Here is a 12,607-nt window from a genome sequence, read left to right as displayed (position 1 = left end):
TATTTCAGCCGAATACCGCCCATTAAGGTGAATGCCAATTCAAAAAAATCGGCTTTTGACCAGTCAGCCGGAGTTTCTGCTGTTTGTGCAAAGGTCTCACAATGAAATAGGGAATTTTGTTTTTCTAGTTATTTCATAAAGTAGATAAGGATTTGAAAGGATATCGATATCTTTTACTTCTTGATTAAATTGCTCCCTTTCTTCTTGAACATACAGAATTTTAGCTTGGTCAATACTAATATCAAATCGGCTAAGCAAGTGAAGTAAATCAATTCTGGTATAGTCAGTTTTGCATTTTAAATTAAGATAATTTTCTTTAATGCTTGGAGTAATTAATGCAGCCGTTTCAGTAGAAATAACTATTTCGCCATTTAGTATTTGCTCAAATAGTTCCCATGCATTTTGGTCATCCTTAACAACAGATGATATTTCAGCAGCAACGAAATGCCCCTTTTCAACACCAAAAGCACATAAAGCTGCCCCCATTCCAGGGTAGTCGCCTCTTAGCTTTTCAAGTCGAGCAACTTCATTATGTATCCAAATAAGAATCTTATCGTGATATTGACCAATACCTAATCCTTTCGCAATTTCAATGGATTTTACACACTGATATAAAATCCTAATGGCAGTATCAGTTGCAACATGTTCGGAAGCATATGAAAATTCTAATGCCTTATCTTCTGGCGTTTTTACAGCTAAAATCGATGGATCAAAATTGGGGAACTCTTGCTGATAAGCTAAGTCAGCATGATAAGGTATCAAAAAACCATCAACGCATTCTGAGCGTATAGAATGCAATATCATATGCTCCCAATATGAAGCAGAAAATTGGTTGTTTGATCCTTTGTATGGTTCAGATGGCAATATATCTTTTATACGTCCAACACCGACCAAAACTTTGCCTGATTCTTCAACAAAAGGTACTTGCTTAGCATAAAAAAATACTAGAGAAGAATTATTTTCAAAATGCTCATAAAATCCATTGAGCAAAGCTTTCTGATTATCACTTTGCTGAACCCATTTGCTTACATCTTTTTTTTCATTGTATTTATTTATTAATTCGGGCTCTCTACTTTCATCATATTTTAAGTCTAGGTTTTTAATAAATATTTCATTACTTTTTTTGGACATCCACCTGTATGGAACACTATTGGCAGAAAATGGTGGAAAACGCAGCGGCGTTTCTTTTAAATTCCCATGACTAATAGGATAAATATCAACATATGGGTGATATAGGGTTTTTGAAAATGAAAATGGAGCCATGAATGTGGCTCTTTCCCCAAAACAAACAGGAAAAGCATCTTGTGTTAAATCTTCAATTGATTTATTGGCATTGCTATCTTCGGCTTCATCACTTCGGTTTAATGCACAATTTTTTAAAGCCAAACACGCGTTATTTGAGGAAGGATGTTTACAGATTGTGCCATTCCAACCATTGTCATGCCAAGGCACACGAACACTTAAATGTTTAAGTTGATATTTAGGATTCTTCTTCATATTTAATTATTAATCTCGTTCAAAATATGGTTTTATTTCAGCCTATTCCCTGTATCGTATAAACCATTGGCATTGCTGGAAGTAGCGAACAACTTACAAAATAATATTACCTAGTCGTTTAAATTGATTGATGGTTTAGAAAATGTGCTGTAAGTGGTTTTCAGAAAATAAATTTTAATTCTGTGATTTATCATTAAGAATTGTTTTCAAATCGAACGAGTGTGTTCCAACAAAACGAAGAATTTGCTGCTTTTTTGCAAGGGTCGTTGGAATTTCTACCGACGATGCGTCATCAGGTGCATCATGTTCAACAAGAAGACGGCGGATTTCTGTTTCGTCAGTTTCACGAGCGTATTGGTACATAGCAGCGCAAGTGGGGCAAAGTGCCAAGCGATTTTCGATGTGGTGATTTTCAATTTTTTTAATGAACTGTACCGCTTCGAAATAATAATATTCTCCGATTTTAAAAGGCATTTCATGATGACAACACTGACAAACCATTTCGCCGTTTGTGTTGGTGTATTTTGCCCGGAGGTATGCTTTGGCTTCGGCAACAACATTAGCAATTCCGGGTTGGATAGACCGTTCGCGTGAAATGCTTTCTTTGGATGGCGTGTTTTCGCTGCGTTCTAAAACACCTTTGCGTCGGCGTTCAGGATTGGGAACGGATTCTTCCGGCAGTTCGGGGTGCTTTTGTTGTGCCAGCAATTCATCAGGTGAAATGCCAAGTTTATCTAATTCAGCCCATTTTGCTGCTCGTTCGGCTGATTCAAAACCGAATTCCTGTGCTTTATTGTTTATTGCTTGGTATTCTTCGCTACGTCTCCTGGCATTTTCGCCAAATCCAATAGCAGTCAATAAACCGTTGCCGTTGTTAAAAGGAAAATCATCTCGTAGTTCTTCTCTTGACATGTCTTGCGGCTTACAGAAATCCCCCTGTTTGTTGGGAATCCAGGCATAGTTTTTCAAATTGTAAACCAGTTGGGATTCAACCTCGCGTGTTGTGTGTTCTTGATTTGGTCGATATCTGGCTTTTGCATAGTTGAAATGGGCTTTAATTAGTGCATTCCAAATGAGGCGAGAGCATTGAATTGAATTTATATTTAAGTAACGGTCAAGATTATGGACAGTATAATCATCTCGAATGGCTGTATGAGTTTCTCTTGCGTTATACCTCCCTTCTAATAGCTTTTCATAATATAGGTGATTTTGATTGAGCGTTGCCTTCACAATCGTAAGCTCTTTCATTGCCGCTGAGGCTTTTAAAAACTCAACAAAATCATTGAATTCTTGCTTACTGATTTTTTTTTGATAGCCAGGCCAAACTGGTCGTTTTTGATGGATTGTAGCAATAGCTAATTCTGCTAGACCAGTTTCAATATAGGGGCTATCAATGCATAACTCGTCAAGTTTTGACCAATATAGTTTGTCTCCGCCTGAAATGCCAAGCAAGAAGGTTCGGTTTCTGAATATACTTTGTTCTAAAGGATTTTTCTTAAAATAAGAAATGAATAGCTTCAGGTCTTCATAATGGTTATCTTCAATTTGCTTAGGAGGATTTTCATAGTGTGCCAATCTCAACTGGACAGATGCCTTTAAGTCATAAGGGCGGACCCCGGCTGATTCGAGAAATGACTTCGCAAACTTTTTCTGAGATTCGGAACGTCCTACTGCGTACACAGCCAACTTTACAAAGTAAATATCTGGTTGCGATGGTTGTTTTGTGTCATCTTCGAGAGGAAAGTAAGCTTCCTTGGGTGATACATGTTTGTCGCCGCCGTCCGTATTTACCCTAACAATACGCAAATTACTTACATCAGCACAATCGTCGTGAGTATCACAGGCCTCGCCCAATAAAGCATAAAACCGCAGAAGCCAAGCATCATCTTTACCACTTATCCAGGTATTTATTCGATCTGCTTCTTCGTCATCCAGCCAGTTTAAGTTTTCAGTTAGCTCACTCCAACCCCAGTCTTCAATATTGAGGCTTTCAAGAAACCTGTCTTCCCGCTGATTTCGTTGCGGAGGGTTCGCAACCCACATAGGTATTTCATAATTGTCATTAAGCAAAAAGACAAGGTCGTCGTCATTGATGACATCCGATATGGTGACAGGTCCTTTAAAAATGTTTTCAGCCGCAGCATAATGACCTATCTGTTTCATAGGAGTGAGCGCTTCCACCTTGAACGCTTGAATAATAGCCTTGCGAATAGGCTCGTAGAACGGCGCATTGCCTGACAAATTGTCCGCAGGGTTAGGCAACACTGCCAGAAAACTTACCGTCAACATGCCTTGATCGCGGATGGCTGTAAGCGATTCTACGACCAGTTCAGCGATGCGGTCACGTAATTCATGATTAGCCTTGCTGTTTTCTTTACGTACACTGTTGCGCGCTACCGTGGAAGCAAACGGCGCATGAAGATGAAAGCGCAAGTTGGAGGTTTCTGATTCAGCCGGAAAATAAATAGACACTTGTCCATGAGGCAGCGGAACAATTTTCCATGTTGTACCTTCTGTTTTTTTATTCGACTCTTCGACCAAACTGTAAGCAATAGCAACATTGCAAGTTTTAGATTTTCCATCATCGTCGGTAACATCAATAGTTTTCTGGAAATGCAACCAGTGAGAAATCGTTTCATCGCCCCCCGGATGCTTGGTATGAATTTCAATACGTCCACCGTGATGGTCGATACGTTGCAATGAACCCGTCGAACCATCAGGTAACCTATATTCAATTTTTCGGATATGGCTTAAAAACAGGAGGGTGTTGTCACCGAGGTTACGTAATCCGGTTTCAATTTCATTAATCGCGGTATCAGGTGGCTTCTTTGGGTTGTCAAAAGGAAAAATAAAGTTGGTTTTTCGATCAACACTATTGGTATTGTTGACCCCATTGGTTTCAGGTACGACCAAATCATGAATACGAAAATGAAAATCGCCTGAGTGAATTTCCGGTGTATTGGAATAAGCAAACACCGCCTTAAAACCAACGCCAAATTTGCCGATGCTGGTGGGGTCATCACGTTTTGTGCTGTTACCGATGCTGGTTATTGATTCAACATCTTTGATGGTGAATAGGCGTTTGCCGTTGTGTTCAAATTTAACTGACGTATTTGATAAATTGAAAGTGACTTCCGTGGCTTGTGGGTCTTCGGCATTTTGTAATAGTTCGTAAATAAAATGGGCATTGTCGGGGTAAAGTTCGGTAAGTAGTCTTTTAATGCCATCTTCAAAACCTTTATTAGCTCGAATTCCTTCGATGTATTTTTGGCGTTGTTGTTTCAGTTCTTCCAAGTTTTTATTCAATGCGCTTTCTCCACAACCAGAACACCAAACGCCACAGCCTCCGCCAAAATGTCTGCTCGCTTAGTGGCTTGTTCTAACCGTTCAACTTGTTGGTGATAATCCCGGTTTGCCGAGGTCATTTGGGATGTCCTCATGCGTTTAATATTTTCGCTGGGGTTAAGGTCGCGCTGCTCTTCCAGGACGGCTATTCTGGCGGTGTGGGTGGTTTTTAATGAGTCAAGACGAGAACGTGTGTGTTGTTGGACTTGTTCAATATGGGCTGCGCGAGTATCTAACCAAATAGTATAATGAAACCTTTCCAGTGCTTGTTCGTTATCTTGGTTAAAACTTTTGCCCTGTTCTTCTAAGGGTTCGGCGGCTTCTAACAATGTCAACATTTGGCTAACCAGTTCAGGGCAAGCGCATATCGGCTGAAAGGTAAAATCTTCTTTTAAGCCCAATTTTTGCCAGCGGTAAATGGCGTAAGGATGTTGCCCAATGGGTAATGTTGTGCTGTATATTATGAAGTTACATTCCAGCGGTGTTGCTGGTTCAACTGAATGCGCCGCTTGTTGGGCGAGTGGGTGGGCCGGGGTAATGAAGGGCAAATCACGGCGTTCTTCTGCACTTTCCTGGTTAAAGGTTAGCTCAAGATAAGGGCTATCACCCTTCAACCAGCGTGACCAAGATTGTGCTGTTTCTCCTGTGAAATTATGTTTTTTAAAGTCTTCAAACACTTTATTGCGTATTTCTTGCCCCAACTGTAACGTAGTTGTATCTTTAGTACCGAATGATGCAGGAATATTCGTAACGCCTAAGGCTGTTAGGTAGCGTTTGATCAGGTTGGCAAGCATAGCGGAAGTTAGCCAAAAACTTTCAGCTTGTTTAACCATGTCTTCATCCCGTTTGGGTTGGCTAAGACCGAATAACTTTGCTTGGTCTTCTTCCAATTTGGCTTGCTCTTGGATAACCCTAATTTCGTTGTCGGCTATTTGCTGAAGTCGTTGTTCTCGTTCTTCAACGCTAAGCTCGAAGTTTTCAGCGATTTCTCTGATTTCGCTAGTTAATTTACCCAGTATTTCTTCACTGCCGCCCAAGGATTGTTGAAATACACCTATCCGTAACAAGCAGCGTTCGTAAATATCGGCCTCTATTGTGCCGGGCGTTATGAAGTTGTAGATCACAACGGTTTCACTTTTTTGTCCATAGCGGTCGATACGGCCTATGCGTTGCTCAACGCGCATCGGATTCCAAGGCAGATCGTAGTTCATCATGCCGTCGCAGAATTGGTAATCCAAACCTTCGCAGCCGACTTCCGATGATAACAATACGTCGATTGCTTTGGCGTCTTGTTTAGGTAAACTGAAGCGATTTCGTAAATCACGGCGTTCGTCGTCTGGTATGTCGCCGTGAACCAAGCCGAAGCGTGTTGGTTCGTCTTTAAGGTTTTTAATGAGATATGCAAGGGTATGACGAAAACTGCTGAACACGAGCAGCTTGTTGTTAGCGAGCTTCTGCTTATCCCGAATGATTTTGAGAAAAGCATCCAGTTTTGGGTCAGGGCCACTAATGGCTTGAGCCTGACGGATTAAGGAATCAACATCAGATCGGAATTCGGTAATTGTTGCACTGATTTCATCTGGGTTAATGTCTTCATCAAGCTCACTTGATTCCAATTGTGTTAAATGCCTATGCAGCATTGATTCCAAAAATGGAGCCAGGCCAAATACACAACTGGCAACTTGCCGTCTTAGCATAGAAAGCATAAACTTGAGGTTTTGATGACCATGCCTGTGCGCAAGCATTCGTGCAATTAATTCAATTAAGTTCGTATGTAAAGCCGCTTGTTCTGGGGTAAATTCAACCGTTACAGTTTCCGGTTTACGGATCGTAAAATTGCCGATGTCACGACGTCGGGTGCGGTTAATGAACGACGAGAAAGTATACAGTTCTTCCAGTTGACGGATAAGCTTAAGACGGGTTTCAGGGCTTTCATCGTCGCTGTTCAACACGTCATAAACACTCCAAAATTTGGGATCATTTGCCAATACGCCTAAACCCCAAGAACTTAAGCAAGCATCATCCAACGCATTTTTTGCAAGCTGTTTCCATTCGGGCTTTGCCCCACGAGCGGCTTCAATAGCTTTATTTATGTCTGGGTTGGGTTCTGCCATTTGATTAAAATCTTGGCGGCTCGTAATGACATCTGGGCGTAGTAAATGCAATAAGGTGTACAAGTCCTTACTGCCCAGTTGAATCGGTGTGGCCGATAGTAGCAATACGGCTTCGGCATTTTGGCAAAAATAGCTGACAACTCGGTGCGCCCAGGTATCTGTATTACGAACGGCATGGGCTTCATCGACAATGACGAGATCGAAAGCAGGTGGTGGATCAAGATCGAGTAGACCCAGTTGTTTCTTACGGCCTTGTTGCTTGCCCATTAACATTTCTTCGCCAAAAAGCGAATAAGGGATGATTGATCGGCCATATTTTTGTGGCCAAACACCGTCCAGCCGGGTTTCTTCAATACAATACTGTAAAGACTTGCTGTCTAACTGTTCAAACCGTTCATCAAAACGTTTCATCTCATTGAGCCATTTGCGTTCAGCGACTAAAGCCTTTGGGCAAATGATTAATACAGATTTAATCTCGCTCCTGGCTTGGAGTTCTTTTAATATCAGCCCGGCTTCAATGGTTTTACCTACCCCAACTTCATCGGCAATCAGCAATCTAGGGCGGTCAGACCGGATCAGCTTAAGTACCGGACGAAATTGGTAGGGCACAAAGTTAATCCGTGATGCCCGTAAGGAATATAAATGGGAGGTGCTGGGATGGCGAAGTTGCAGGGCAGTCATTGCAGCATGTAAATCGTCAGGCGATATCTGTTTTCTTTGCTCTGGGGCTTCTGCCAATTCCAACTGGGATTCGTAATAGGTTGCCGTGGAACCATCATGGAAAACGGTATAACGGTTTTCCGGTTTGTTAGGCGAAAACGAGATCACCGCACCTGTTTTGGCGGGTTGGGCTTTTAACCGGACAATGTCACCGGTTTTGAATAGGGTTCCTGAATCTACAATTTTTGGTTGAGCTTGAGGTATCGTGCTTTTGCCTTCATTCAGTTCATTGATAAGCGTTTTCTTGGCATCCCTCAAAGCATTCAAAGAGACTTGATTTGCACCGAACGCTTGCAACAATCGTTCAATGGTGTCCAAATCGCGGTATTGCGTTTCTTTATCCAGTCCACCTGCTGGGGCATGTGCCCAGCGGTTGCGAATAGTTTGGGCTTCTTTCAGCCAATTCCGGGCGGATTTATCAAGATTGAGGTGCTGGGAAAGTTCATACCAGTTTTGGTCTACCACGCGGAGTAATGCGGCAAGGTCGAGTTGATCGAGCGCAGTGAGATTTTTTTGCTTTGCGAGCGTCCGTTGCTGGAAGGTCAACTTATCAACGACCAATGTTTCCCACCCGTCAGTGGAAATATTTGGCAGCGAATCCTTTAAGGCATTGATAAGTTGGTTGGTCAGGGTGTTAAAAATTGCCGTATCCATAGCTTGCTCGATTGTAGAACAGGTTCAAATTAAGCACAGGCAACATACCTTGCATGAAAAATCATTCTGGAATAGTAGCTTAGTAGATAAATATATTCAATATGTTAGGTAGAGCGACGCGAAACGACTCCAAAAGTATTGGTGGCATGAGATCTCAGTTGCTTAAAGGTTTGTTAGAGAATGAATAATAGGCCGTTGACATTAGAATCGCCGTTATATAATCCATTAAAAATGGGGTTCTTTCCCTTTTTTGAAAACCAAATCCCAAAGCTATCAATATTAAATCTTAGTGCTGCCGATTTTTATGTAGCAAAGACTAAATATTTTTGGCATTGGATGATGGAATCTCAAATTCATCTGAAGGTCTGTTTATGACAATTTGAGGTTGAGCAATCGAATGATTCGAAGGACTGGAATTGGCCGAAAAGACTAATTCAATAAATATCCTAAATTTTGAAATCCAATGTCCGTTATGTGGAGGAGGCGCTCTAAACTACTTGGTTTGACTTTATGCCTTATTTTTGACTTTAAAACTAAGCAACTCCGAAGGGGAAACTGCCAACGCTTCGGCTAGGCGGCAGATATTGACCAAGGCAATGTTGCGTTGCCCACGCTCAACACCTCCCAAATAACTCCTCGCTACTCCGCTTTCCAGGGATAACCGTTCCTGCGACCAACCTTTGGCTTTGCGCAGTTCAATCAGTCGCTCACCAAAAAGGATACGTGGATCAGTAGTGGTTGAATGGGTGTCAGGCATCGTTCCATGCTACTGTCCTGATACCTATCAGACCACGCTCTATGAGTGACAAATGGCGAATATCAGCTTATAGTTATGGCTTGTATATAATGATTTGGCACATTTTTTCGTGATGAGTTCACGCTCCCGACTTTGATTGCCGATTAAACCCTATCTTCTCTGGACAGATACCCATGCCAAGGAGCAAAACTCTCTATTTCATCCGTCACGGCGAAAGCGTCTCGAATGCGGGTGGGAGGACGATGGTCCACAAAGCCATCCCGTTAACAGAACGGGGACATCGGCAAGCGAAATTCATTGCGGAACACCTGGATGTTAAACCGAATCTAGTGCTGGTCTCCGAGCACATCCGTACCCAAGAGACCGCCAAGCCTTTTTGCGACAGGAATCGGCATGATCCTGTGGTAGTACCCAAACTTAACGAATTCTCAGCCTTGTCACATGAATTGATTTTGGGGATGAATGGGAAGGAGCGGCGGCCAATGGCGAACGCCTATTGGAATGACGCCGACATTCACCGCCGAATGGGGGATTTTGCCGATACCTTTACGGAATTCAATCTACGTGTCATTGAATTCAAGGCCATCATGGATCAATTGACCGACCGCACCGTCATTTTCGGCCACGGCATCTGGTTCGGCCTACTGGTCTGGCAACTGTTGGGCTTTGAGGTATTCGACAGCCTGTCCATGAAGGCTTTCCGGCGCTTTCAAACCGGCCTACCATTAGCGAATGGCATCGTTTACCGCTTGACTAGCAAAGGTTCGAATAACTGGCGTGTGCAAGTCGATAAGAAATTGTTACAGGCTTATTTGCTCTCCGAGGAATGATGATCTTAGCTAATATAATTTTCTTTGTTACACCTTGTTTTAATTGTTGCAGCTACAAGCCATGAGACCAATCTATTTAGTGCTGTGTAGCTGCTTGCAATTGTTTCACTAAATTTGAGATATCCAGGTTTGGACTCTCGAAGCCCATTTAGTTATGGAATCAGGATCGAGCAATCCCTTATTTGCAGAGGATGTTCTTGGGTGCGGGATACCCTGATGCTTTTTGTCCAAAGAGATTTTGTTTAAATATCTGGATGGCCAGCGCAAAGACCGTTTAACAAGTTGCATTTCCAATTCTTCCAGTTGTAGTGGCCACATCCTTGGCTCTTTGACTACTATCAGTAAAGTCGATAATGATTTTGCGGCATCCGAAGTGTCCACTTCAAGCAAATGAACACTCTGGCTTTTATATTGAATATTAGCTGTCGCTATACACCGGGGGCTATCTTCAGTCTTCAATAGGTGCATGTTGCACCGAGGCAGTTTGGGTAATTTCCTGATTTGTGTGGAAACTATTATGCAGTCATGTTTGGTTTTCAAAAGCTCCAACATTTGCTGAAAGCAATCGAACTTGCTAGCATACAGGTGAATATCATCGGAGGAGTCGGCAGCCGTATCCCAGTCCGCTTGGGGTAACTCCCCAGTAATCGAGCTTTCTTCCGAGCTTACGTCTTTACTTGGTTGGTTGCCGGTTTCTTCATCCTTTCGGCCTCCGGGACTGTTTTGTTTTTTGTTGTAAACCCTGCTTGTTTTAAAGGGGTGTACAAATTCAAATTCGACATCAGGGGCGGCCAACACGATATGTTGGCTATCTAGGTTAGCCTCTTCACCATCGTGTAAGTCGTATTCGTCTGGTAGGTCGTCCGTTGCCACATAGCCGCCACCGCCCTGGCCACGAACGTATTCCTTGAACTTCGGGTGAAATATTTTCACTTCTTTCGGGAGGTTATGAGATAGGTTTTTGACAGCAACCACCTCAAAAACCAGAAGGCAGGCCGAAACTTTATCAAACTTGCCCCTGACGATGAAGTTGGCATTCTTCAGTTTTGGCGGATCAAATTGAAAGCTCCAATTGCGATAATCATTAAGTTCGATCGCATATTGTTTTTCATATTTGACGATAGATTCAAAAGAAGCACGGGCATCTGGATCAACCAAAATCCAACTCAATATATTTCTTGCTGCTATATTCTCGAACGATTTCAGGCGATAGCTAGAGCTAATTGAAACATTTACAGAAACAGCGTCATTAGCTTGATCGTGGACAATATCGAATTCGGTTTTAAGCACCTCCGAATCCATGGCCGTTCTTGCCATGTAGGCATCATGGAAAAATAAAGCCCTTGCCAACTCAAATTGCGGAAGGTAAATGCTATAACCATTGTCCGTTTTGAAATTAAAACAAAGTTCATTCGCTTCCGCCATCCTCCTTTGGTTTTCGCTTAATATAGGACAATCCGACAGCTTACAAACAACCCAATCCTGGGTGTTTTTGATACTGAAATTGACTTGATAACCTGCCGGTAAGACAGGAATAGTCTGATTCAGCACCCGCCTCCTAGCGAGGGTTGGTGCTTGGGAAATGGAAAGCGAATGTTTTCCTTGGGCAGGGTGGAATCTTAGGTTAAACACCCCATTGCGAACCATTTATTCGGCGAAATAAGTGACCAATCGCGATGATGGTGACGTTCTCGTCAAGACCTGCGATATTTGTGTCATGCAATACTCACCCCCATCTTGTTAATTAGGTAATCCCTGGCTTTTTCGGTGATCCGCTCTTCGCTTAAGCCAGCCTCACGAAAGACATGCCAGTGTTTGATATGCTGACCGCTTATTTGGGCATCGGCCATCACCCTGTTGATGCGACGAATTTGGTAATCGGCCAATTGTTCGCAATACCTTTCAAAAAATAGCTTAACTTGCGGCAAGCGGAACAAGTTTTTTTCTACACTGGAATGGTTGTTGAATTTCGACAAATACCAGTTGCGGGTCATTTGTGGATGGTGAAGTTGGTTTACATGATTCTTTCTAATCAGTATTAACTGACCAACTATATGCTTATCCCTCGCTTCCCAATTGACACGTAGTTTTTGAGGTTTTGGATTGAGTCCATGCTCATCATTAAAAGCCAGTAACCACGTGGTATCGTGCCGATATAACCAAGCGTAAATTGCTCCACCAGGCTTTCCTGACCTAGCTGATTTTATTCCGTGCTCGCCAACTAAACGCTCCCAATTATTCCGGTAATTTTCAAGCGGTTCTAGCGGAATTTTTGATTGCTCCGGCAGCCTGGTTTTAGTATTGGGCTTGATTTGCATATTATTCACTTCACCTAGCACTTCCGCTATCGTCCAACCATCCGGCATTAATGAATGTAACACAACGATATGTTGAAGGTAATTGTATGATTTCCTGTGTTTTCTAAACAACCCAACCCACCAATCATTTCCTTGGCCTGTGATATTAAGCCGCTGCTCCCTTAGCCAGCGGATTGGCCATTTAGCTATTGTTCTTTCCCTAATCGCCTCATAATCAACCCGCTTACCTTTCCTACAATCATTCAATACTGCAAGATGCCGGTAAAATGCACTCCATTGGGCAAAGGTGGCAGATTTATGTTGGGGACGGTTTAACAAACCTTCTACCTGTTTGACGATGATGGCTGTTTCATTTAATGGCTTATAGATTCG

Annotated in this window: 7 protein-coding genes; 1 reads left to right on the top strand and 6 read right to left on the bottom strand. The window is 42.5% G+C overall.

Annotated features, from left to right (window positions below; all coding sequences use genetic code 11):
- Positions 1–96: 96 nt before the first annotated feature.
- From ABL924_RS01220 to ABL924_RS01205, 4 genes are all read right to left on the bottom strand, one after another.
- On the bottom strand, positions 97–1,497 hold the full coding sequence (locus ABL924_RS01220) for a hypothetical protein (RefSeq protein ID WP_349025244.1): 1,401 nt from the start codon (positions 1,495–1,497) through the stop codon (positions 97–99).
- A 174-nt stretch (positions 1,498–1,671) separates the two neighbouring features.
- Complete coding sequence (locus tag ABL924_RS01215; protein ID WP_349025243.1) at positions 1,672–4,803, bottom strand: hypothetical protein; 3,132 nt, start codon at positions 4,801–4,803, stop codon at positions 1,672–1,674.
- Entirely contained in the window at positions 4,800–8,330 is a 3,531-nt protein-coding gene (locus ABL924_RS01210; RefSeq protein ID WP_349025242.1) for an SNF2-related protein, read from the bottom strand. The genes ABL924_RS01215 and ABL924_RS01210 overlap by 4 nt, the downstream gene beginning before the upstream one ends.
- A gap of 508 nt (positions 8,331–8,838) precedes the next feature.
- Positions 8,839–9,087, bottom strand: coding sequence for a helix-turn-helix transcriptional regulator (locus tag ABL924_RS01205; protein ID WP_349025241.1), 249 nt, complete (start codon positions 9,085–9,087; stop codon positions 8,839–8,841).
- A gap of 173 nt (positions 9,088–9,260) precedes the next feature.
- On the opposite strand from ABL924_RS01205, the gene ABL924_RS01200 reads away from it, so the two are divergent.
- Positions 9,261–9,917 carry a histidine phosphatase family protein gene (locus ABL924_RS01200; RefSeq protein ID WP_349025240.1) on the top strand — a complete coding sequence of 219 codons (657 nt, stop codon included), beginning with the start codon at positions 9,261–9,263 and terminating at the stop codon, positions 9,915–9,917.
- A 108-nt stretch (positions 9,918–10,025) separates the two neighbouring features.
- On the opposite strand, the gene ABL924_RS01195 is transcribed toward ABL924_RS01200, so the two are convergent.
- Together ABL924_RS01195 and ABL924_RS01190 are read right to left on the bottom strand one after the other, a co-directional pair.
- Positions 10,026–11,468: a Tn7-like element transposition protein TnsE gene (locus ABL924_RS01195; protein WP_349025239.1), complete on the bottom strand. Its 1,443-nt coding sequence runs from the start codon at positions 11,466–11,468 to the stop codon at positions 10,026–10,028.
- 164 nt (positions 11,469–11,632) lie between these two features.
- The gene (locus ABL924_RS01190; RefSeq protein ID WP_349025238.1) at positions 11,633–12,553 is read right to left on the bottom strand and encodes a TnsD family Tn7-like transposition protein; all 921 of its coding nucleotides are present in this window, start codon (positions 12,551–12,553) and stop codon (positions 11,633–11,635) included.
- Positions 12,554–12,607: the final 54 nt, after the last annotated feature.

The organism is Methyloglobulus sp. (assembly GCF_040079455.1).
GTDB lineage: Bacteria > Pseudomonadota > Gammaproteobacteria > Methylococcales > Methylomonadaceae > Methyloglobulus.
This window is presented reverse-complemented; position numbering and strand designations above follow the sequence as displayed.

Bases quoted from the DNA above. Each gene is read 5' to 3' on its own strand.
- ABL924_RS01220 (WP_349025244.1), bottom strand. From the start codon at position 1,497: ATGAAGAAGAATCCTAAATATCAACTTAAACATTTAAGTGTTCGTGTG.
- ABL924_RS01210 (WP_349025242.1), bottom strand. From the start codon at position 8,330: ATGGATACGGCAATTTTTAACACCCTGACCAACCAACTTATCAATGCC.
- ABL924_RS01205 (WP_349025241.1), bottom strand. From the start codon at position 9,087: ATGCCTGACACCCATTCAACCACTACTGATCCACGTATCCTTTTTGGT.
- ABL924_RS01200 (WP_349025240.1), top strand. From the start codon at position 9,261: ATGCCAAGGAGCAAAACTCTCTATTTCATCCGTCACGGCGAAAGCGTC.